Below are 22,956 nucleotides of genomic sequence, written 5' to 3' on the forward strand. Positions count from 1 at the left end.
AAGCTGCTTTTCAAATCGGAGGAATGATTTGTGAGGCATTTCGACTCGGTCGGCTTAATGGTAATTTCCCCACATTCACCATTCGAGCGGCTTTCGCCGCTGCTGTCCGTTGGGATCAGAGAAGAAAATACAAGCGCAACGATTTCCACGATTTTGGGCATGCGGCTGCGGCACTTCCTTACTTCGATATTTTTGCGACAGAAAGATCCCTCCGCCATCTTCTCGTCACCGATCTGAAGTTTGATGCCCGGTTCGACACCGCCATCGAATTCGAGCCAGAAGCGATTTTGGAACGACTGTCTGCAATATGATGCTTTCATGGCCGTAAAACCTCACGAGGTATCTCGTCGCACTTTGCGTTCTTTTCCCATTCTTAAAGGACGCCCTTTCCACCCTTTGCCATCGGTCAATGGGTAACGTGCATGGTCTTTTACTTTTTGGTGATCGCGATGGCGAGGTCGCTGTGCATCTTGAAGTGCGTGAGGGCCTCCTCGATGTTCTTGCTGTCCGCGATTGCCAAGGCAGGCTTCGCCACGCTCTTTGGTGGCATTTCTGGATAGCTTTTGAGGTCTTCTCTTCGGCAAATTCCGGTTTGTCCTCCGGTGTGGGTTGGTGATTCAGGGACGACGTCCTTTCCCTTTTGTTCCGATGTGTATGGCGAAATCATCGAGGCAGGTAGGTTCGAATTTGAGCAGCCATCCCACACGACGGTGAGGGAGATCTCCTGACGAGGCATGTCGCCGGATAGAACGTGGACTAATGCCGAGATACTCGGCGGCTTCCCCAACGCTCAATAACCCGAGCGAGGGACGGTTGGATTGTGTAGATGTTTTCAATTTATCAAGATGCAGACCAATGGTTGGGGAGTCGTTGAGCGGGGTTGCATTCCGCGCAGCGATCCCGCCCTGGCTTGCTCCTGGTCCCTTTTATCACCGACGGCCAAGTCGGGAGGGCGTAGCATCTTGCTATCCAGTTACACAATTTCACGTGGCCAAAACAACGGCAGCAGTGATAGGTCACGATGCCAACAACACTTCAGTTGCGGCATGGGAGACAAGTATTTCAAAAATATTGGAAGCGCAATAAGAAAATTAAATTATTTTAATAATAAGAAGATGTTTAACTAAATATAATCTCGTTAGCCGGATACCTATGCTGTTCGGCCTCGGTTGGAGTGTGATTAGTATTTATATAGTCTTTTCAGACGATCTAAACCGAATTGCCATTTCTTAAGTCGCGTTGACGGCGTCAATTAGCATCGAAAGCCCGATGCGTGCCGATAGAATGTCTCAAAGTATCGACTTCTATTGGTACTAAATGTTCGGGGTTGAATCCATACTTCAAATGGCGAAAACATTGTTGAAAATGTATGCCTTTTTAGACACTGGAATTGATAGTGCCCTGTCCTAAAATTCGCGATGACTAGGACTCGTTCATCAGCGCTCGAATCCCTCCTTTAGAAGACTTGAATGATTGACTATCTGACTCTTTCAAAGAGCCAGCCGATCTGGCGGAGAGCCATTTATCTTTATCTGTGTTTTTTGGTATTTTTGCCTTTCAAAACAACATCTGGAGTAAGCGCCCAATACTGCTCTGCCTCATCGGCCGTGCGCTCGCCGTTCAGGTAGTATTGCCTGATCGTCGATTCGCTGTTTCCCATTTCGAGGGCAACCTTGCCGACATTGTCTAATTTCAAGACGCGATAAGTCCCATACGAATGCCGTAGCAAATCATCCTCAATGGATGGTAGATGCTCGGGGTAGAGACGTCGCTTCCATCGGCGAAACCGTTGATAAAACGCAAACCCATCTACCACTGGTCCCGACGGCGTCCCATCCTCGCGTTCGAGGATGTAATCAATCCAAGCGGCGAGGGTGCTGTTGATTGGAACCGGTCGTGCTCGTTTGACTTTTCCAAGCCGCTTTTCCTTAACTAGGTGCTTACGCCCTATGGCTTTCCAATCAAAATACAGCCAGCCACCATCAGGTTGTTCCGTCACAAATTCGTGGGGGCGGAGACCTGCGAATAGTGAAATAGTCACATAGGATAGAACCTCGCGATCATAGTTGGTGACTGCGATTCGTAATAATTCGGCAGCATCCTTAGGTGACATCGTGTTGACCGCGCGTTCTCCGGGGGTTGGTTTGGATATTCTTTTACATGGGTTTTCGGTAAGCAGGTCGTGTAGTAAGCACCACGTTCCAAAGGCGGAAATCACTAGCCAAACATTACGCGCTGATGCTGGAGTAGTCCGTTCTGATTCGTCTGCAATGAATCCGCGCAACACGGACACCTCTGCGGCTTCGAATACAGTGATCTCTGGATCTGGCTGGGCTCTTAGCCACAACCGAAGTCGATAGACACGTTCATTGATCGTCGCTGATGCTAATTTCCGGACTCCGCAATCGGCGACAAAACTATCGATTGCATCAGCAAGGGGCAAAGAAGCGGCTTGAGCAGAGTAATATGGCAACCAGAAGTCCACTGCGTCCGTCACTTTGGTTCCAGCAGCCTCACAACGTGCATGGAGCGCCAGCAGTTCCGCTACCAATGCTGGAGGCGCGTCTGCCAGCTCTTTCCCGCGCCTGAGCCGCGTCATCTTGTGCTCTCTGATCACGGAATCTATCGCAAGGCGAGTTTTCCGTTGAACGTATTTGTTACCGCCAAGGTGAACACGGTAGCTGCCGTCTGGAGTGCGGCTGACAGAGTAAGAAAGTGGCTTGGCCATAAATCACTCAAGCATAAATCCAATAGGTTGCCAATAGGAAAGTCCTGAAGAGACTATGAAATATAGGGAAAGAACGGTTTGCAAAACCGACATTCGGGGGTTCGATTCCCCCCTCCGCCTCCAGCTCTAAATCCCTTGTTTTAAGGGGTTTTTGATTCCGGTGAAGAAAAAGTGTGCATGAAAGTGTGCATGGTCTTCGATGGAGTCGAGTAAGGTCAGTGGCGTTCGATTTGATCCACGAGTGTCATGCAAACCGAGTCGTGTTCCCCATTTCGGGTCGCCCGGCAATGGTGGATGCTCCGTGGAAGCCGGACTCAATCCAGATGACAAATCGCCACACCGTCACCGCTGGTCCCCCCCCAATCACCGTTGTCGCCCCGAGTACTGCCGATTCTCCCCAACATTCCAAATCGATTCCTAAGGGCATGTCATCATTTTGGGGACTAGTGCCAATCTTGATTCTGCGATGTTCTCAATAAGGCTCAGGTGGGACTTCGCTTGAACGGCGAGGGTACTTGTCGAAATACGGCCATGTTCTTCGATCGATGATCCTGCGTGGCTCTCCCTGTTTTCGGGAAGGGTGCGAGGCGGGCATCCGGAAAACCAGCCAGGCTCTCCCAAATCAGGCCGCTTTCCTTAGCTAAACCCATGACACAAAACCCCGCTTCATCAGGCACCAAGTTCGCCTTCTCGGCAGTCACCACCCTTTTCTTCATGTGGGGCTTCATCACCTGCATGAATGACCTGCTGATTCCGAAGTTCAAGACGGACTTCGATCTCAACCAGTTCCAGGCGAACACCGTGCAGTTCGCCTTTTTTGGCGCCTATTTCCTCGTCTCCCTGCTCTACTTCCTGATCTCCGCCTCAAAAGGCGATCCAATCAACAAGATCGGCTACCAGAATGGTTTGGTCCTCGGTCTGGTCATCGCCGGCATCGGCTGCTTCATGTTCTACCCGGCAGCGCAGATCTATCAGTTTTGGCTGTTCCTCGCCGCTCTCGGAGTTCTCGGTGCCGGAGTCACCATCATTCAAATCGCCGCCAATCCCTACGTGACCATTCTCGGTCCGGAGCGCAGCGGCTCGTCTCGCCTGAATCTCGCGCAGGGCTTCTGTTCCCTCGGCTACGTGATCGCTCCATTCATCGGCGGGATCCTCATTTTCGGCTCGGAAGTCTTCGAAGGCACCCCGGTCGAGCCAGCCGTCGCGACCGAGACCATCGGCCTGGTCGAGACGCTTGTCACCGAAACCGAAAAAACCACCCTGACGGGCGAGGATGCCACCAAGGCGCTCGAAAAGACCAAAGCCGTCCTCACTGATGCCAAGGCGAAAGGCCTCGACATGCCCATGGCCAACGAACTGCGGGAACTCTCGATGACACTTGTCGAAGCCCAGCAGGAGGCAGGGCTGGCCACACCTCTCGCTGAAGAATCCCAAAGCAAAGCCAACGAGATCATCCGTGGCCTCCAGTTGGCGGAACTGGATTCCCTGAAAGCACCCTATCTCGGACTCGGTGCCGCCTTCCTCATCATCGCGGCGGTCTTCAAAATGATCTCCCTGCCATCCTTCACCCAAGAGGGAAAAATCGAGCCGGGGATCACCGCCTTCAAACACAAGCACTTCGTCTGGGGATGGCTCGCGATCTTCTTCTATGTCGGCAGTGAGGTCACCATCGGCAGCATCCTCGTCAACTACCTGGGAGATCCTTCAGTTGCCAACCTTCCCGAAAACGAAGCCGACAAATACCTTTCGTTCTGCTGGGGCGGACTGATGATTGGCCGCCTGATGGGAGCCATCTCACTGGGCGACATGAAGGAGTCCAAGAAACTTCCCTACATGATCCTCGCGGCCGTCATCTCCACCGGAATCATCTACACCTGCGCCACCTTCAAACAACTCCTCACCGTTGGCGAACACATCAATCCGATGGACATCCTTCCCTTCATCGGACTGATCGCCCTGAGCTTCATCTTCTTCAAACTCGGCAAATCCAGCGCCGGCAGAATGGTCGGACTCTTCGCCCTCGTCGCCGCCGCCCTGACGGTTTTCTCGATGAGCACCAGCGGCAGTTACGCACTGTGGTCGATCCTCGGCATCGGGCTTTTCAACTCCATTATGTGGTCAAACATCTTCAGCCTTTCGATCAAGGGACTCGGCAAGGATACGAGCCAGGGCAGCTCCCTGCTGGTGATGATGATCGTCGGTGGCGCCCTCATGCCGCTCGCTCAAGGATGGCTGACCGACAGCTATGGCATCCGCGCCTCACTCGGCATCGTGCTTCTCGGATATGTCTACCTCGTCTGGTATGGCTTCTTCGCTCCAAAGGCAATGGACACCGAAGAGGACATCACTCCGGTCGCAGCAGGTCATTGATTCACCATTCACATCTGCCACATGAAGTCCGAAGAAGACCCACGCACCGTCATGACGCTCGATGCTGGCGGTACGAACTTCAAGTTCTCCGCCGTTAGGGGCAACCAACTCGCCATCGAGCCTTTCTCTGTTCTCTCGAACGCCCACGATCTCGAGACCTGCCTCACCACCCTCATCAACGGCTTCAAAGAGGTCCGTGATTCCCTAACAGAGCCACCAGCTGCCATCAGTTTCGCCTTTCCGGGTCCATGCGACTACTCCCGCGGCATCATCGGAGACCTCCACAACCTGCCCTGCTTCCGAGGGGGCGTCGCGCTTGGACCAATGCTCGAGGAAATCTTCGGCATTCCCACCTTCATCAACAACGACGGCGACCTCTTCGTCTACGGTGAGGCCATCGCCGGATTACTCCCTCACGTCAACGTCCTGTTAGAACGCTCCGGCAGCCCCAAGCGCTACAAGAACCTCTTTGGCGTGACGCTCGGCACCGGCTTCGGTGGTGGCATCACCCGTGACGGACAACTTTTCAGCGGCGACAACATCTGCGCCGCCGAAGTCTGGATCCTCAGCAACAAACTCGATCCCGGCATGCCCGCCGAGGAGGGGGGCTGCATCCGTGCCGTGCAGAAAGCTTATGCCGAGAAAGCGGGAATACCTTTTGGAGAAGCTCCCGAGCCGAAGGACATCTTCGAAATCGGAAATGGAAACCACCCCGGGAACCAACAGGCCGCCATCGCAGCATTCGATCGCCTCGGTGAAGTTGTTGGGGATGCCATGGCCAATGCTCTCAGCCTCGTCGACGGCCTTGCGGTCATTGGAGGAGGCGTTTCAGGCGCGTGGCCCCTGTTTCTTCCCTCGATCATCGACGAGTTGAACAGCGACTTTCACAAGCCCACCGGAGAACCGGTTCGGCGTCTCACCCAGCAGGCCTTCAATCTTGAGGACTTGGCGCAGCTCGAAACCTTCCTCAAAGGCGACACCCGGGAAATCACCATCCCCGGCACCGACCGCACACTCCAATACGATCCCATGCCACGCATCGGCGTCGGCATGTCCCGCCTCGGCACCAGCGAAGCCGTCGCCATCGGTGCCTACGCCTTCGCCCTCAACCAACTCAACACTCTCTAACATGTTTCGTTCTATCCTTCTTTCCCTACTCACCCTCGGTACCGCCGCTGTTTCTGCACTGCTTCTGTTGGCATCTTCGCTCCACGCTGCGGACCCGGCCAGGCCAAACATCCTGTTCATCTGCACGGACGACCAATCCTACGATGCCCTTTCACATGTACAAAAGGAACAGGGTGAAGAGGGGCGCTTCCCCTGGCTGCAAACACCGAACCTCGATCATCTCGCCGCCCAGGGCGTGCGCTTCCGTAATGCCTTTGTGAACAATTCCCTTTGCTCTCCCAGTCGTGCGGTCAATCTAACCGGGCGCTTCAATCATGATCCCGGCAACAGTATCGCCTCGAATTTCCGGCCATTTCCGCTTCGCAATGTCACCCATGCCACGCTGATGCGGGATGCGGGCTACACCACCGCCTACGTCGGCAAGTGGCACATGGGCAGCCAGCGCGAGCGCCCGGGTTTCGACTATCATGCCACCTATGTCGGCCATGGTCGTTATGATAACTGCCGGTTCATCGTCGATGGCAAGGATGTCCCCACCAAGGGTTGGGTGGACGACGTCGCCACCGACTACGCCATCGAGTTCATCAAGAAACAAAAGACCTCGAACAAGCCCTGGTCGCTCATTCTCGGTTTCAAGACGCCGCACCAGCCGTGGGAACCACCGGCCCGCGCGAAGGACTTGTACGAGGGCGAACTGGCCCGCACGGTGCCGAACGTCAACACCCCGCCGATCTATTGGCCCAATCCAGCGCGGGCGAAGAAGCCGGTGCCGCCCACCATGCCGACGAATCTTGACTACTTCCGCTGCGTCAACGCGATGGATGATTGTGTCGGCCGTCTGCTGAAGGCGCTCGATCAATCCGGATTCGCTTCGAATACGCTCGTGATCTTCACCTCCGACAACGGCTTCTATCTCGGCGCGCACGCCACCGGCGACAAGCGCAGCGCCTACGAAGAGAGCCTGCGGGTGCCATTTCTCGTGCGCTATCCGGCACTGGGCGAAAAAGCCAGCGGCCGCGTCGTCGATGAAATGGTCCTCAATCTCGACCTTGCTAGATCGTTGTTAGACTTCGCCGGGGTTCCGGCTCCCGAGGAAATGAAGGGTCAGAGTTGGCGTCCTTTACTGACAGGAGAAAAGGTCTCATGGCGGCAGAGCTGGTTTTACGAATACTTCACCGAAAAGCAGAAAGGTACCCGCGTGCCCGACATCACCGCCGTGCGCACCAAGGATGCCAAGCTGGTCAAATATCCCGGTTTCCCAGCTTGGACCGAGTTGTTTGACCTGAAAGCGGATCCCTACGAAATCCGCAATCTGATCAACGATCCCGCCGCCGCGCTGCTCAAGGAGAAGATGCTCGCGGAGCATGACCGCTTGTCGAGGGAGGTCGACTACCAGGTACCCGACTTCGTGGACCGCCCGCCCGACTGGGGCAAGCCGGGCAGCCTCGCAGGTGAGCTCTCCGATCCATGAAACGATTTTTTCCATACTCCGTCCTGCTCATGTTCGCCGGCGTCGGCCTCGCTGCGGAAACTCCGGACCGGGCACCAAACGTCATTGTTATTTTCACCGACGACCATGGGTGGGCTGATGCCGGGTGCTACGGATCGAAGGATATCGAGACGCCGAACATCGATGCATTGGCGAAGCGTGGGGTGCGGTTCACCCAGTTTTGCGCAGCGGCTCCGGTCTGCTCGCCCTCACGCGCCGGCTTGCTGACCGGTCGTTTCCCGCCGCGTGCCGGGATGCCTGGAAACGCTCCGTCCACTCTCGGAGAACCGGGCATGCCGCCGGGTGAAGTGACGATCGCGGAAACGCTCAAGCAGGCCGGCTATGCGACCGGACACATCGGCAAATGGCACCTCGGTTTCACGCCGGAGACGATGCCGCTTGGGCAGGGATTCGACTACTCGTTCGGCCACATGGGTGGCTGCATCGACAACTTCTCACACTTCTTCTACTGGAACGGCCCGAACCGCCACGACCTGTGGCGCAACGGTAAGGCAGTCCAAATGCCAGGCCGGTATTTCCCCGACCTGATGGTGGAGGAGGCGGGGCAATTCATGGAGAAAAACAAGGATCGTCCGTTCTTCATCTACTTCGCGCCGAGTGTGCCCCACTACCCGTATCAAGGCACCCCGGAGTGGCTGGAGCGCTACAAGGATTTGCCTTACCCACGCAATCTCTACGCGGCGTTCCTGAGCACGATCGATGAGCGCATCGGGCACTTGTTAGAGCGCATGGATGCGCTGGGTCTCCGCGAGGATACGATCGTCATTTTTCAATCCGATCACGGCTACTCCACCGAGGATCGCGCGCACTTCGGCGGCGGCAGCTCGGGGCCGTTTCGTGGGGCGAAGTTCTCACTCTTCGAAGGCGGCTTCCGCGTGCCGGCGATCATCAGTTGGCCGGGCAAACTGCCGCAAGGCGAGGTGCGCGATCAACTCGCCCATGGCTGCGACTGGCTGCCGACCATCGCCGAACTCACCGGTGCGGAAATTCTAAATCCCGACATTGATGGCAAGAGCCTGCTGCCCGTCATCCAATCCGCCGATACACCCTCGCCGCATGACGTGCTGCACTGGGTCCATGGCAATAGCTGGGCGGTGCGCGAGGGCGATTGGAAAATCATCATCAACCCCCTCGAAACGGGAGGCAAAAAGCCCCGGGCCAAGGTGGAAAGTCCATGGTTGTCGAATCTCGCGCTCGATCAAGGTGAGCAAAAGAACTTCGCGGAGGAGTATCCCGATATCGTTAGAAAACTTACCGCGCTCCATCAGTCGTGGGTCAAATCGATCCCGAAATAGACCGTCAGGAATCCTCAATCCATCCTCGAATGAAAACCTTTCTCTACATCGCCTTCGCCCTGCTCGCCTGTCACGCGTCGTCCGCTGCGGAGCGTCCTAACATTCTTTTGATCTTCGCCGACGACATCGGTTACGAAGCGCTCAACTGTTACGGTGGGCAGGATTTTGAAACACCCAACCTCAACCGCATGGCCGAGCAGGGAGTCCGTTTCAGCCGCGCCTACACCAGCCCGGTCTGCACGCCTTCGCGGGTGAGCCTTCATACCGGGCTGTATGTCAACCGGCACGGCCATGACTCGGTTCTACCGGTCCACGGCGGCACCAGGAAGAAGGTGGATTTTGAGAAAATGCCGACTTTTGCCCAGCAGATCCGCGCCAACGGCTACCTCACCAGCGCCACAGGCAAATGGCAGCTCGCGACCCTCCAACATCACCCGAACCACATCCGCGAGGCTGGCTTCGACTCATGGTGCGCCTGGCAAATCTGGCGCGACGGCGGGAAAACCGATCGCCACTGGAACCCGACCTTCAACCAGAACGGTGAAATCCGCGACGACATTGCCGATCGTTTCGGCCCGGACGTTCTCGTCGACTATGTGATCGCACAGATGCGCACGGCCAAGGCGAACGGAAAGCCTTTCCTCATCGTCCACAACGAGCTGCTTCCGCACTGGCCTATTGTGGAAACCCCCGACGACCGGAAACTCAAACGCAAGCCCAGCCTCGCCCACTTCATCCACTACATGGACAAGCTGGTGGGGCGTCTCCTCGATGAGGTCGAAGCCCTCGGCATCCGGGAAAACACTTACGTCGTTTTCATGGGCGACAACGGCACTTGGGAACCCGATTTCAAGAACCCGAAATCCGGCCAGCCTGGCGAACGCCCTCACACCCGCCACACCACCGCGGGCAAGGTCAACGGTGGCAAAAACCAGCTCAACGACGGTGGCAGCCATGTCCCTCTGCTGGTTTGGGGGCCTCCATTCGTACCCGCCGGAAAGGTCTGCGGAGACCTCGTCGATGTCGTCGATCTTTTCCCCACTTTCTGCGAACTAACCGGCACGGAGATCCCCTCATCCATCGCCATCGATGGCCGCAGTATCGTGCCGCAAATCCACGGCAAGTCCGGGGTTCCTCGCCCTTGGACGCACAACGCCTTGAGTAAAAAGTTCGGTGGCGAAACCCTTTTCGATGGCAGCTTCCGCCTCTTCCGCAACAACGGGAAATTGATCGACGCCCGCGCCCTCCCTTTGGAGAAAACCGCCGACCCATCCGATCCCGAAGCGGCGGTTGCCAAGGCAAAGCTACGAGCGGTTTTTGAATCCATCAGCCCCGATGGCCCACGACCGCCGGTCCCCTTCATCAACGCCGCGGAGTAATCCCAAACCCATCCGATGAAAGAATTTTTTCTCTACCTCGCGCTCAGCATTCCGCTCTTTTCAGCGGAGAAACAGCACGACATCGTCGTCTATGGCGGCACCTCCGGCGGCATCATCGCCGCCATCCAAGCCGCGAAATCCGAGCGCTCCGTTGTGCTTGTCTCACCTACGGCTTACCTCGGCGGTCTCACCACCAGCGGCCTCGGTTGGACTGATCTCGGTAGTGATGCCATCCTCGGCGGCCTGAGCCGCGAGTTCTACACCCGCGTTTATCAGCACTACCAGAATGACGAGGCGTGGAGGTGGGAGAAGCGCGCGCAATTTGGTAACAAGGGGCAGGGGGCACCGGCGCTGAACCCGAAAACCCGTCTCGCCTCCGTCTTCGAACCCTCTGTCGCCACCGCCATCTTCGATGACATGCTCGAGGAGCACGGCGTCACCGTCGTCACTGCTCGGCTTGATCTGAAAAATGGCGTCGTCATGGAGGGCAAGCGCATCCAAAAAATCCGTACGGAAGACGGCCGGGAATTCGCCGGGAAGATCTTCATCGACGCCACTTATGAGGGCGACCTGCTCCCCGAAGCGGGCGTCAGTTTCACCACCGGCCGCGAATCGAATGCGACCTACAACGAAACCGTCAACGGCATCCAGAGCATGCGCGCCGTGAAAAACCAACTGCCCGACGGCATCGACCCCTACGTGAAGCCCGGCGATCCCTCCAGTGGCCTGCTCCCCGGCGTGAACCCGGACGCCGGTGGCGAGGATGGCGAGGGCGACCACCGCCTCCAGGCCTACTGCTTCCGCATGTGCCTCACCGACGTCCCCGGAAACCGCGTCGCGTTCGAAAAACCCGATGGCTTCGACGAGGCCGACTACGAACTCCTGTTCCGCGCCATCGAGGCGGGGCAGCGGAACGGTTTCACCAAATTCAGCCTCATGCCCAACCGCAAGACTGACTCCAACAACACGGGCGGCATCTCTAACAATCCGGTTGGCATCAACTACGGCAAGGACTGGAACTGGACGACCCTCGATCACGACGAGCGCCTCGCCCTCGCCAAAGAACACGAACACTGGCAGCGCGGCCTGATGTGGACGCTGCAGAATCATCCGCGAGTCCCGGAGAAAATCCGTGAGGAATATTCGAAGTGGGGGCTGGCCAAAGACGAGTTCACCGACAACAACCACTGGCCGCACCAGCTCTACGTCCGCGAAGCCCGCCGCATGGTTTCCGATTTCGTGATGACCGAGAATCACTGCATGCGCAAACAAACCGCACCGGAATCCATCGGCCTTGCCGCGTACACCATGGATTCCCACAGCGTCCAGCGGCACGTCAAAAACGGTATGGTCAAGAACGAGGGCGACGTGCAACGCCGCATCCCCGGCCCCTATCCGGTTTCCTACCGCGCCATCGTCCCGAAAAAGGGTGAATGCGAGAACCTCCTCGTTCCGTGGAGTCTTTCCGCCAGCCACATGGCCTTCGGCTCGATCCGCATGGAACCCGTCTTCATGATCCTCTCGCAAAGTGCCGCGACGGCCGCGGACATCGCGATTGATAAAGGTGTCCCCGTCCAGAACGTGCCCTACGAAATACTCGAAACCCGTCTTCTCGCCGACGGTCAAAAGCTGGTTGTCTCGAAGGCGAAATGAAGCTCCCCCATGAAATCCGAGCAACTGGAACACACCGGGTGACACGCCGGCGACCCCGACCAACCATGAACACCACCAAACTTCACATGCGCCCGTTGATCGGGGCATTCCTTGTCTCGTTTGCTGGCTTGTCGCTGGCGGCGGAGAAGCCTCCGAACATTGTCTTCTTCGCGTTGGACGACATGAACGACTGGGTTGGAGCGCTCGGTTACGAACAGGCAATCACCCCGAACATGGATCGGCTCGCCGAGTCCGGAGTCAACTTCACCAACGCCCATACGGCGGGCATCTTCTGTGCCCCTTCACGGACCGCGCTTTTCACCGGGCGTCATGCCACAAGCACGGGATGCTACACGACCCAGGTTTACTTTCACAGTTTGCCTGAGTTGACCCCGCTCCAGCTCGTCTTTCAGCGGGGAGGTTATTCCACTCATGGAGGTGGCAAGCTTTTCCACCACCCGGCGGGATTTGTCGACCTGAGGGGCTGGGATGAGTTCTTCGTTCGCGATGACGGTCAGAAAAGACGGGGCTGGCCACTCGATAGCTGGGAGACCGATATGGCGATCTTACCCAAGCCGTATCCTAACAGCATCTTTAACCACGACCGTGAACCGGCGAACAAGTTCTTCCTCGAGTGGGGTCCGGTGAAGAACGAGGACGAGGAAAAGATGGCCGACACGGTCCGCACCGAGTGGGCCTGCGAGCTGTTGCGCCGGAAGCACGAGAAGCCCTTGTTCCTGGCAGTCGGTCTCTACACGCCTCACTTCCCCAACTATGCTCCCCAAAAATACTTCGATCTCTACGACGCCGAGAAGATCAAGGCACCGGCCTACAAGAAGGACGATCTCGAAGACCTGCCTCCGGCGGTTCGCAAGGCAAAGCAGGCGCGTGGCGCGATCCACCGGAGGCTCGAGAGCCTGGATGCCGTCGAGGATGCGATTCACGGCTATCTCGCCTGCATCTCCTATGCGGATGCCATGTTGGGACGCTTGCTCGACGCGATCGAATCCGGACCGAACGCGGAAAACACCATCGTCGTTCTGTGGAGCGACCACGGCTACCATCACGGTGAGAAATTCGACTGGGGCAAGCACACGCTGTGGGAGCGGACGTCGAATGTTCCCTTCATGTTTGCCGGGCCGGGAATCGCGCGTGGCGCGAAGGTTAGCGCGACGGTCAGCCTGATCGACCTCTTTCCAACGGTGGTCGATCTCGCGGGTGTCGCCGATGCCCAGCAACGGGACGGCATCTCCTTGTTGCCGGTGCTCCGGGATCCGGCCGCTGCGAAGGATCGGGAGGTGTTGTTGCCGGGCATGAAGCCGAACGAATACGCGATCATGAACCGCGACTGGCGTTACATTCACTATGCCGATGGCGGAGAGGAACTTTACCGATTGGAGGAGGATCCGAACGAGTGGCACAATCTCGCTTCGCGCCGTGAACATGCACCGGTTGTGAAGCGCTTGAATGCCGCAGCACCGAAGCGCTTCGCCCAGCCCTTGCCGAGCAACAACGAGATCCGTCTTGTCGTCGACGGGGAGACATTCCGTTGGGAATCCAAGGGGAAGCAGAAAAAGAGGGCGGGGGGCGCATCAAACTGAGTCGACGAGATTCTGAGAATACTTCCACAAGACAAAAATGATCCTCACATGAAAACACTCGCCTTCGTCCTCAATCTGATTTTCTTCGCGCTGCTCCCATCTGTCGCTGCGGCTGGAAAACCCAACGTCATTTTCATCGTCTGCGATGACCTGAACACCCATGTCACCACTTCGGGCTACAAGCACATTCAGACACCGACATTCGAGAAGCTGGCAGCCAGCGGGATGAGTTTTGGTCGCGCCTACTGCCAGTATCCCGTCTGCGGCCCATCCCGTGCCTCGTTCCTCAGTGGGCTTTATCCTGAGTCAACTGGAGTCATCGATAATTTCTCGGACATCCGCCAAACCCGGCCGGGCACGGTTTCCCTGCCTCAGGCATTCAAGGAAAGCGGTTACTGGACGGCTTCCACCGGCAAGATCTTCCACAACGGAAAAGCGGATCACGGCGAGCTCGCATGGAACGAGGTCGTGCGCTTCGAGAACGACGAGATGCCGATCGAAGCGGCCGCGAGGAAAAAGTGGGAAGCCGAACACGGACCGATCACCAGGCCAAGGAACCGGAAGGCCTGGCGGGAATTTCTTCCGACCGTCGCCAAACAGACGCGCAATCAAGCGCCCGGTTGGGGCCCGTCCGGCCTCACCGATGCGCAGCATCGCGATGGTAAGAACGCCCGACAAGCGGCGGAGTGGATCGATCAGAAGAGCGATGGAGAGAAGCCGTTCTTCATCGCTGTGGGCATCCATAAACCTCACGTGCCTTTCCTGGCTCCTGACAAATACTTCGATCTCTATCCGCTGGACAAGCTGCAGTACGAACCGGCACCTCCCGACTTTTGGAAACAGGCGCCGAGGACCGCCATGTGTGGACGCTACAAGTCGATGGGCTTCGAACTTGGAGCCGAGAATGATCCTCTTCGCCGCGAACTGATGCAGGCCTATCACGCTTGCATCACCTTCATCGATGCTCAGATCGGAATGATCTTCGACAGCCTGAAGAAAAACGGCCAGTGGGACAACACGATCATCGTCCTCACTTCCGATCACGGCTTTCAACTCGGCGAGCACTTCATGTGGGGCAAGGATACCTTGTTCGAGGTTTGTAATCGCGTTCCGCTGATCATCCGCGTGCCGGGCGTGACCACGGACGGATCTTCCAGCGATGGACTCGTCGAGTTGGTCGATCTCTATCCGACTTTGACCGACCTTTGCGGAATCTCCGCTCCCGATGATCTGCAGGGAAAGAGTTTGGTCCCCATGCTCAAGGATCCCTCTGCCGTTGGAAAAGAACGGGTTTATACGGTCGTCTCGCGCGGGAAGGAACTCGGCAAGGCCCTTCGATCCGATCGCTGGCGATACTCGCGGTGGCAGGATGGGGAGGAACTTTACGACCTCAAAAACGATATCAAAGAACATCACAACTTGGCGAACTCACCAGAGTCCAAAGCCATCCTCGTGAAAATGCGCCGCGATCTGGCGGAAATCGAAAAGTCTGCTGCCTCCAAGAAGGTGGGTTCAGCGAATTCGGTTCGCTAGCGGGACCCTCTTCAATCTTGTGCCGTCCGATATTCGTTGCCTCCGCGCCCGACACCCAACCTGCGCTATCCTGATTTCAAACTCCGAACTCCATGATGAAGATGAAACTCGCAATTCTGGCGCTGCTTTTTCAGGGCGCAACGGCGGCGGAGACGACCTCGCTGGTTCAACTCGCCAATCCCCTGCAGGGCACCGACTCCGTGCGCGAGTTCTCGCACGGTAACACCTATCCGGCCATCGCACTGCCGTTTCCGATGAACGTGTGGGCACCCTACACCCAGCCGGCGGCCGATCCATTCTTCTATCAATACCGCCAGAACAAGATCCGCGGTATCCGGCAGACACATCAACCGAGCCCCTGGATCGGCGACTATGCGAATTTTTCGCTGATGCCGGTTTTCGGCAAGCTCGCCGTGACCGAGGAGGATCGCGCTTCGGTTTTCCGTCATGAAACGGAGATCGCGTGGCCGAGTTATTACAGTGTCCGTCTCGATACCTGGAAGGCGACGATGGAGGTGACGCCGACCGTGCGAGCAGCAAGTTTCCGCTTCACCTTCGAGGAGGGTGGCGACGGCTACATCGTGCTCGATGCCTTCGACAAAGGTTCCGAAGTGGAAATCATCCCTGGGGAAAACAAGATCATTGGTATCTGCCGCAGCCACCGCGACGGCGTGCCGGAAAATTTCGCCAACTATTTTGTGATCGAGTTCGACCGCTCTTTCGAGGCGCATGGCACCTGGACTCCGGAAGCCGTCCATGAAGGCAAGTCCAAGCTCGCCGCCGAGCATGTCGGGGCCTATCTCAAGTTCAATGTCGCCGCAGGCGAGGCGATCAGCTGCAAGGTTGCGTCTTCCTATATCAGTCCCGCCCAGGCGCAGCGCAATCTGGACCGCGAGATCGGCAAGCGGGATTTCGATGCCGTCCTCGCTGCGGCCGATGCCACATGGAACGCCACGCTGAACCGCATCCAGGTCGAAGGCGGCACCGAAGAGCAACAGCGCACCTTCTACAGCGCGATGTATCGCAGCGTGATTTTTCCGCACCGCTTTTTCGAATTCGATGAAAATGACAAGCCGGTCTATTACAGTCCCTACGACGACAAGGTTCATCAGGGCACACTCTACACCGACACCGGTTATTGGGACACCTTCCGCGCCTCGCATCCGCTCTACAACCTGCTCTTCCCGGAAATCAGTGCGGAGATCCTCCGAGGTAATCTAGCAGCCTATGAGCAGAGCGGCTGGCTCCCTTCATGGTCGAGCCCCGGACATCGTCAATGCATGATCGGCAACCACTCCTTCTCACTGATGGCCGACGCCTGGGTCAAGGGCATCACCAGCTTCGATGCCAACAAGGCGGTGGACGCGATGGTGCACGATGCCAACACGCAGGCACCGGAAAAGATCCGCTCGATCGGCCGCGACGGTGCGGATTTCTATCAGAAAAATGGCTATGTACCTTTTCCTGAGTTCAAAGAGGCCACCGCCAAGACCTTGGAATACGCCTACAACGATTTCTGTGCCGCGGTGCTGGCACGCGCGATTGGTCGCGATGCCGAGGCGGACGAGTTTGCCAAGGATGCGATGAACTACAAGAATGTCTTCGATGCCGAACTGGGCTTCGTGCGCGGGCGCAAGGCGGATGGTTCCTGGTGCGAAGACTTCGATCCCATCGAGTGGGGAGGCCCGTTCACCGAAGGCAACTCATGGCACTGGACATGGAGCGTTTTTCAAGATGTGCCGGGCCTGATCCAACTTCTGGGTGGCGACGAGGCCTTCGCCAGAAAACTCGACGCCGTCTTTTGCACGCCACCCGATGTGAACGTCGGCAGCTATGGCAAGATGATCCACGAGATGACCGAGATGGTCGCGCTCAACATGGGGCAATACGCACACGGCAATCAGCCGATCCAGCACATGCCCTACCTCTACAACTACGCCGGTCAGCCATGGAAAACCCAGGCTCGGGTGCGCGAAGTGATGAACCGCCTTTATCATCCCACGCCGGACGGTTTCTGCGGCGACGAGGACACTGGTCAAATGTCGGCTTGGTATGTTTTCAGCGCCTTGGGTTTTTATCCTGTCTGCCCCGGGACCACGGAATATCAGATTGGCAGCCCGCTGTTCGACAGGGCGACGATCCACCTGCCCAACGGCAAAACCTTCGTGGTAAACGCCAAGGCCAACGGCCCGCAGCGCCCTTACATTCGCGGCGCCAAGTTAGATGATATAAATTTCAATAAAACCTCTCTTCAACATTCTCAGATTACCGGGGGAGGGGAGCTGACCTTTGAAATGACATCCGCCCCCAACCATGCTTGGGCCATCGGAACCTCGGGAGATACCGGTTCAACCTCCAGTCTGAAATCCGGACTTCTCGCCCATTGGTCTTTCGAGTCACTCAAAGAGATCGGATCGGACGTTTCCGGGAACGGTCACGACGGGAGTGTGGAGGGGAAGGTCGCTTGTGTGCCAGGCCGGGTTGGCAATGCGCTGGACGTGAGCGGCGGAAATCATTTCATCCGCGTCAGTGGGGATTCCAACTTGTTTCGTTTCGGCCCCAATGATGTCTGGAGCATGTCGGGCTGGATCAAGGCGAGCGAGAGTGGCAGCGGCTGGCAGGGCGTGGTGACCAAAAGCCGGGATCAGGGCCACTGGCTGGGAATGTGGATTGGTGGCGATGGGGAATGGCATACCGGTGGAGGGGCAGGCATCGATATCGGGACCGTGGTGCCGGACCGTTGGTTTCATTGGGCCGTCGTTCACGAACCGAAGGGAAACGCTCGCGCCGAGGTTCGTCTCTACGTGGATGGAAGGCTGTTCCAATCAGGTGGAGGGTATCAACAACGCTGCGGACCAGGTGATCTTCTCATCGGCAAGGCGAGGACCCCGGAAGGCGATGAAATCTTCAACGGCCTGATTGATGAAGTCCGGATCTACAACCGGGTCTTGACCGCTCCCGAGATCGAGGAACTGGCGAGCCAAGAGTGAGCGCTGCCCTTATTCAAACGCATAGAGATACCCATCCGAACAAAGGATAAAGGCGCGGTCGCCATGAATCGCGGGAATGGACTCGTGAAAGATGCCGTCGACGCGGGTGCGCCAGAGCACCTTGGGGGTTCCATCGGGATTCGGTTCGGTGGCCAGGCAACTGATGAACACATCGGTGGAGGAACCGCAAATGACGGTGTCCGGCGTGCAAACCGACCCGGTCCAGCCGCCCGCGCCGGTGTAGTGCCAGAGGATCTTGCCGGTCTTGTCATCGAGACAGAACAAACGCCCGCCGCAAGGCATGCCGTCGTGATCGACCGTGGTCGAGATGAAGACCTTGTCGCCGGATGCAGAGGCGGTGGCGTTCATGCCCTTCTTGGGTCGGGTCGGATCGCTGAAACGCCATTTTTCCTCCCCTGTTAGTTGATCCAGTGATACCAGGGTGTTGGGCACGATTCGCCCGAGCAGATCGCCTTTCCATAAAATGGCGGCGGCCGAGTCGGGCCCGCCGCCCCGGCGGTAGTCGACGCCTTCCTTGGCATAGGCCCAGTCCGTCCGCCCGGTTTCCTCAGCGAGCGCATAGTAGTAACCGTCCCACGAGCCGGTGTAGACGAGGCCTTCGCTGACCGCGGGGGAGGGATAGATGCCGCCATTGGTCGGGCGCATCCATCGGGTGCTTCCATCCTCTGTCGAAAGCGCGAAAATCTTGCCGTCCACGGTGCCGGTGTAGAGCTGACCGTCGTGCGGGGTGGAGGTCGTCCAGACCCAGCCGGGTTGCGCGGTCCAAAGCGGTCTGCCGTCAGCTTCGCTCACGCAGTAGAGATCATCATTGCCACCCTGCTGACCGAAGAACACGCGGCCATCGTGGACGGTCGGCGCGCCGGAGACCTGCCCGGAAGCTTCGTATCGCCAGATCTCTTTTCCGCTCTCCGTGTCCATCGCACGGACGAAACGATCCGGCCCCCCGACGAAGACCTTGCCTTTGCTGACCGTTGGCGGCGACTGGTAATCTCCGCCCGCCGCAACGACATCCGCCAGGATTCGGCGACCATCCTCATAGATGCATTGCAGCAGGCTGTGCTTCCACTGTTGCTTGCCGGTGGCAGGATCGAGGGAAAATAGGAACAACTCGGAGCTGCTGGCGAGGATGCCATTTTCGCTGCCGGTTAGATTGGCGAAGATAGGGTGATGTCCGGCCGAGACCGACCAACGTTGTTTCCCTTGCAAATCAAACGCGGTGACCTTGCCATCCAGCCCCGCCGCATAAACGGCATCCGCGACGACAAGCGGGCGCGAGCGGATCCAATCGCTGGTCGCGGCCTTCCAATCGAGTTCGCCGCTCTTGATATCAATGCAGTAGAGTTTGCGCGTGGCGGAGCCGAGGTAGAGTTTACCACCATGCACGGCGGGCGGCGAAAAGAGCTGCTGCGCGCGGGGTTCGCCTTGGTTGAGCTTAAGCTTCCAGCGAAGGGATCCGTCGGAAATATCGAGGGCGTGGAGCGTGCCGTCCTGTGCGCCGACATAGACGGTCGTCTCATCCGCCACCGGCGTCGTGCGCAGCGCTGATCCGGCGTCGTAGGTCCAGGCGATGCGCTGCGGCCCGGTCAGGTTGAGGGAGTGGAGGATACCGTCGTCGGTCGGTGCGAATACGTGGTCGCCGGCGATGATGGGGTCACCGAACAGGTCGCCGACCCGCATCGTCCACCACGGAGCGCCGTTGGCCTTGCGCACGACGACGGTGTCCTGCATTTCATAAAACGCGGGGGCGCCGCGGAGATCGAGCCGCCCATAAGGATAAACGATATACTCGTCATTACCCGAGATCGGGGCGCAGCCGCGCCGGTAATCCACACGATCCGCATCCAGCTGCCGCTCGACCTTGCCTGTCTTTTTGTCGATGTAGAAAACGTGTTTGTCCTTTTCCACATATTCCCAGCTGCCGCTGGTGCCGCGGAGGACGATTTGATCCTTCTGAATGACTGGCGTCGAACTGGCGCGCGGCGCGGAATAAATCTGCAAGCCATCCTGCGGTGTGGTCCAGATCACCTTGCCGGTTTTTTCATCGAGGCAATATGCCAAAGTCGTCACGCCGGGCGAGGCGATGTAAACCCGCTCGTCCTCAACCGCCGCCGAGGCATACCAGGACATGCCGATGGGGAACTTCCAAGCGGCCTCACCCGTGCGCGGCCCGGCATCGGGCGAAAGGCAAGTTTGCTCGAGATTTCCTCCAAACACGGGCCAGTCGGTCTGAGTGGGCGACGGCTTCTCACGGGTGCCGCGCACTTCCTCGATGAAGCTCGGGTTGGTCTGAATTTTTTCCAGCGCCTGATAGGCCCCTTCCATCGCCTCATAGCGCGAGGGATTGATCGGCCCCCATGCTGAGAACTTGGCGCAGGCATCGTGGAAACCCTCCATGTTCACGCCGCGATGCACCAGCAACCGCACCCAGGAAAAAATCAAAGCGTGACGGCGCGAGGCATTCTCCGGCGTGATCGGGTTGGTCGCGAAATCACGACGCATGGCGTCGATCTCGGTGATGCCCGAGGGAACGAAGGGCTGCTCGGCGCGCAGCGCGGGGAGCGTGGATAGGATCGCTATGGCAGCAGCCCCGATCCAATGGCGAAAGGTCAGGTATATCATTGCATGAAGTGTGGGTTCGACTCAGCAGGCGGATTCTTATCTCTTCCTCAGTCGACAGAGCTGTCTCGCAGATCGGCCGGGCCGTAGCGGTGGTGCTGGCGTTGCTTTGAACGATCGATAGTATCGTCGATGTCATATCCCAGCGGAGTCACCAATTTGAGGGTCGCGCCCGGCACGGGAAGGTCAACGGTCCAGGCGGGATCCCCCGGCTTGAGGGTGGGCAGGGGAATTTCCCCTTTTTGTTCGCCCTTTTCCCACACCAGCTTGTAGCCCTTGAGCGTGTAGCTGGGAAGGTGGCCGAGCGGGCGCGTCTTCACCGTGGCGGTGACGCCATCGACCTTGAGAATTTCCACCGGACTGTACAGATTCCGGATCGTGTAATAGGCCGGTTTGATCTTCCGGTGCTGATCGACCACGCCCCACGACCGGAAGCCGGTGGGCGGCGTGTTGCGGAAGTTGCTGCGGTAGTCATTGAAACACCACAGACCGGCACCGATCAGATTGGGGAACTGACCGCGCGCGAAGGATTCCCATCCGGGAATCCATCCGGGGTCGAAATCAGCGTCGATACCGCCTTTGAGTTGATACATCCCGCACTCGGAAAGGAAGAACGGTTTGTCAGGCCAGCGGGCGGTCTGGGTGGACAGTTTTTCCGTAAAGGTCCGATACATGTTGATCATGGGGAGATCGGCCTTTTCGACCGGATGCTTCTCCGTGCCGGCGACGTCGGTGCGGTAGCTGTTCCAAGAGGCAAAGGTGACTAGGCGGTGCGGGTCGAGTTCCTTGCGGACGTAATCGATCATGTTCTCGTGGTATCCGAGATACTGATAGGATTCGTTGGCGACTTCCCAGCCGATGATGCAGGGGTGATTGTAGTCGCGCTCGATCATTTCCCGGAGCCATTGCTTGGTCAGCGGGTTGTCCACCACGGTGGTCTGTGGATCGTCGCCCCAGACCGGGATGCCGACGACGATCATCATTCCTTTTTCGTCCATCCGGTTGAGGAGATTGGTCGCCTGGGGCACGCAGTTGATACGCTGCATGTTCGCACCGGCCCGCTTCATGAGGTCGACATCGACATTCACCAGCACGTCGGGTTCGGTGTTGCCGTATTCGCCCGCATCGTCGGCGACGCGGTTGAAACCGACGAGCCGCACCGGCTCGCCGTTGAGGCGGAATTCGGTGGCACTGATCTCGATCTTGCGGATGCCGAAGCGGTCGCTGACCGCGTGCTGTACCTCGCCGGATACCGTCAGGGTGGTTTCGAGATGATAGAATTCCGGGTGATCGAAATGCCAGAGCCGCACCTGCTCCTTTGGCAGGTTGAACTGCGCGGTGACGTCCTTGGTTTCCCCGGCCTTCACCGTGTGGGTGGCGTTCACGAGTTCCTTGTCCCAGGAGGCGAGGCGGGAAGTGATGGAGACATTCGCTGGGGTGGCACCGGTGTTCTGAAGGCGGTATTTGACGGAAACAAGCGCCGTGCCGGCCGCGAGATCCGGGTCGCCGTGAATGTGCTGGAAGACAAGGCGGACCGGGTTGTTGCCGATCAGGTTCACACTGCGGCTGATGCCGCCCCAAGGCCACCAGGCGCCGCGCTTGTAGGTGTTGTCCGCGCTGACGGTGATCTCATTGGGCTTTCCGAAAACCAGTTTGTCCGTCACGTCGAACTCGAACGGGGTGTAGCCTCCGACGTGGGTGCCGATGCTCGCGCCATTCAGAAAAACCTCGGCCCCGTGATAGACCGCGCCAAAATGAAGCCGCACCGATTTTCCCTGCAAGCCCGGGTCCGGCGTGAAGGTCCGCCGATACCAACCGACACCGACGTAAGTCGAAAACTGAGGCATGGAGTCCCAGTTTCCCGGGACAGTTATGTCGACCCACGACTCCGGAGGATTCGAGGCATCGGTCGTGAAGCGCCAGACGCCGTCGAGCGACTGGCTGGTCTCGCCCGAAATGGATTCTCCCGCCGATGCCCACCCCGGCGCGCCGAGCATCAATAGGGTAATGAGAAGACGGAGAGTTGACCCCGCGCGGGATCTCCCGGTTGGGAACGGCGGGCTGGATACGCGGGCCGCAGACAGATGCGGTCCCGGTAGGTTTGTTAGAAAATTGAGCAAGTGAGTTTTAGA

The 22,956-nt window shown here is 58.0% G+C and carries 13 protein-coding genes and 1 pseudogene; 10 read left to right on the plus strand and 4 right to left on the minus strand.

The features are described from left to right. Window positions 1-311: pseudogene (locus tag WBG04_RS21905) on the plus strand (hypothetical protein); the annotation flags it as partial. Window positions 312-617: 306 nt separating this feature from the next. Here WBG04_RS21905 and WBG04_RS21910 read toward each other — a convergent pair. Both WBG04_RS21910 and WBG04_RS21915 read right to left on the minus strand, forming a co-directional pair. Beyond that, a complete protein-coding gene (locus WBG04_RS21910; RefSeq protein ID WP_424317014.1) occupies window positions 618-836 on the minus strand; it encodes a helix-turn-helix domain-containing protein in 219 nt (72 codons plus the stop codon). A gap of 692 nt (window positions 837-1,528) precedes the next feature. After that, window positions 1,529-2,728, minus strand: coding sequence for a tyrosine-type recombinase/integrase (locus tag WBG04_RS21915; protein WP_424317016.1), 1,200 nt, complete (start codon window positions 2,726-2,728; stop codon window positions 1,529-1,531). A 648-nt stretch (window positions 2,729-3,376) separates the two neighbouring features. Here WBG04_RS21915 and WBG04_RS21920 point away from each other — a divergent pair. The 9 genes from WBG04_RS21920 to WBG04_RS21960 all read left to right on the plus strand — a co-directional run bounded on the left by WBG04_RS21920 (window position 3,377) and on the right by WBG04_RS21960 (window position 18,187). Continuing rightward, window positions 3,377-5,098 (plus strand): sugar MFS transporter, encoded by a 1,722-nt coding sequence (locus WBG04_RS21920; RefSeq protein WP_424317018.1) that lies wholly within the window; start codon window positions 3,377-3,379, stop codon window positions 5,096-5,098. A gap of 21 nt (window positions 5,099-5,119) precedes the next feature. Beyond that, on the plus strand, window positions 5,120-6,226 hold the full coding sequence (locus WBG04_RS21925) for an ROK family protein (RefSeq protein WP_424317020.1): 1,107 nt from the start codon (window positions 5,120-5,122) through the stop codon (window positions 6,224-6,226). Window position 6,227: 1 nt separating this feature from the next. After that, complete coding sequence (locus tag WBG04_RS21930; protein WP_424317022.1) at window positions 6,228-7,697, plus strand: sulfatase family protein; 1,470 nt, start codon at window positions 6,228-6,230, stop codon at window positions 7,695-7,697. Further along, window positions 7,694-9,031: a sulfatase-like hydrolase/transferase gene (locus WBG04_RS21935; protein ID WP_424317024.1), complete on the plus strand. Its 1,338-nt coding sequence runs from the start codon at window positions 7,694-7,696 to the stop codon at window positions 9,029-9,031. Before WBG04_RS21930 ends, WBG04_RS21935 begins: the two co-directional genes overlap by 4 nt. Before the next feature lie 29 nt (window positions 9,032-9,060). Further along, on the plus strand, window positions 9,061-10,410 hold the full coding sequence (locus tag WBG04_RS21940; protein WP_424317025.1) for a sulfatase-like hydrolase/transferase: 1,350 nt from the start codon (window positions 9,061-9,063) through the stop codon (window positions 10,408-10,410). A 15-nt stretch (window positions 10,411-10,425) separates the two neighbouring features. Next, window positions 10,426-12,063, plus strand: coding sequence for an FAD-dependent oxidoreductase (locus tag WBG04_RS21945; protein ID WP_424317027.1), 1,638 nt, complete (start codon window positions 10,426-10,428; stop codon window positions 12,061-12,063). A 65-nt stretch (window positions 12,064-12,128) separates the two neighbouring features. After that, window positions 12,129-13,664, plus strand: a complete 1,536-nt coding sequence (locus tag WBG04_RS21950; RefSeq protein ID WP_424317029.1) for a sulfatase — start codon at window positions 12,129-12,131, stop codon at window positions 13,662-13,664. Between the two features lie 48 nt (window positions 13,665-13,712). Continuing rightward, window positions 13,713-15,197, plus strand: a complete 1,485-nt coding sequence (locus WBG04_RS21955; RefSeq protein ID WP_424317031.1) for a sulfatase — start codon at window positions 13,713-13,715, stop codon at window positions 15,195-15,197. A 101-nt stretch (window positions 15,198-15,298) separates the two neighbouring features. Next, a complete protein-coding gene (locus WBG04_RS21960) occupies window positions 15,299-18,187 on the plus strand; it encodes a GH92 family glycosyl hydrolase (RefSeq protein ID WP_424317033.1) in 2,889 nt (962 codons plus the stop codon). 9 nt (window positions 18,188-18,196) lie between these two features. On the opposite strand, the gene WBG04_RS21965 is transcribed toward WBG04_RS21960, so the two are convergent. Both WBG04_RS21965 and WBG04_RS21970 read right to left on the minus strand, forming a co-directional pair. Further along, the gene (locus tag WBG04_RS21965) at window positions 18,197-20,827 is read right to left on the minus strand and encodes a PQQ-binding-like beta-propeller repeat protein (RefSeq protein WP_424317035.1); all 2,631 of its coding nucleotides are present in this window, start codon (window positions 20,825-20,827) and stop codon (window positions 18,197-18,199) included. Window positions 20,828-20,874: 47 nt separating this feature from the next. After that, window positions 20,875-22,821, minus strand: a complete 1,947-nt coding sequence (locus tag WBG04_RS21970; RefSeq protein WP_424317037.1) for a glycoside hydrolase family 2 protein — start codon at window positions 22,819-22,821, stop codon at window positions 20,875-20,877. Between the last annotated feature and the right edge of the window lie 135 nt (window positions 22,822-22,956).

Origin of the sequence: Haloferula sp. (assembly GCF_049672945.1) — a bacterium.
Lineage (GTDB): Bacteria > Verrucomicrobiota > Verrucomicrobiia > Verrucomicrobiales > Akkermansiaceae > Haloferula.

Excerpts from the sequence above, each read along its gene's own strand:
- WBG04_RS21935 (WP_424317024.1), top strand. The coding sequence starts at position 7,694 with ATGAAACGATTTTTTCCATACTCCGTCCTGCTCATGTTCGCCGGCGTC.
- WBG04_RS21965 (WP_424317035.1), bottom strand. The coding sequence starts at position 20,827 with ATGATATACCTGACCTTTCGCCATTGGATCGGGGCTGCTGCCATAGCG.
- WBG04_RS21970 (WP_424317037.1), bottom strand. The coding sequence starts at position 22,821 with ATGCTCGGCGCGCCGGGGTGGGCATCGGCGGGAGAATCCATTTCGGGC.
- WBG04_RS21950 (WP_424317029.1), top strand. The coding sequence starts at position 12,129 with ATGAACACCACCAAACTTCACATGCGCCCGTTGATCGGGGCATTCCTT.
- WBG04_RS21930 (WP_424317022.1), top strand. The coding sequence starts at position 6,228 with ATGTTTCGTTCTATCCTTCTTTCCCTACTCACCCTCGGTACCGCCGCT.
- WBG04_RS21955 (WP_424317031.1), top strand. The coding sequence starts at position 13,713 with ATGAAAACACTCGCCTTCGTCCTCAATCTGATTTTCTTCGCGCTGCTC.
- WBG04_RS21920 (WP_424317018.1), top strand. The coding sequence starts at position 3,377 with ATGACACAAAACCCCGCTTCATCAGGCACCAAGTTCGCCTTCTCGGCA.
- WBG04_RS21925 (WP_424317020.1), top strand. The coding sequence starts at position 5,120 with ATGAAGTCCGAAGAAGACCCACGCACCGTCATGACGCTCGATGCTGGC.
- WBG04_RS21915 (WP_424317016.1), bottom strand. The coding sequence starts at position 2,728 with ATGGCCAAGCCACTTTCTTACTCTGTCAGCCGCACTCCAGACGGCAGC.
- WBG04_RS21940 (WP_424317025.1), top strand. The coding sequence starts at position 9,061 with ATGAAAACCTTTCTCTACATCGCCTTCGCCCTGCTCGCCTGTCACGCG.
- WBG04_RS21945 (WP_424317027.1), top strand. The coding sequence starts at position 10,426 with ATGAAAGAATTTTTTCTCTACCTCGCGCTCAGCATTCCGCTCTTTTCA.
- WBG04_RS21960 (WP_424317033.1), top strand. The coding sequence starts at position 15,299 with ATGAAACTCGCAATTCTGGCGCTGCTTTTTCAGGGCGCAACGGCGGCG.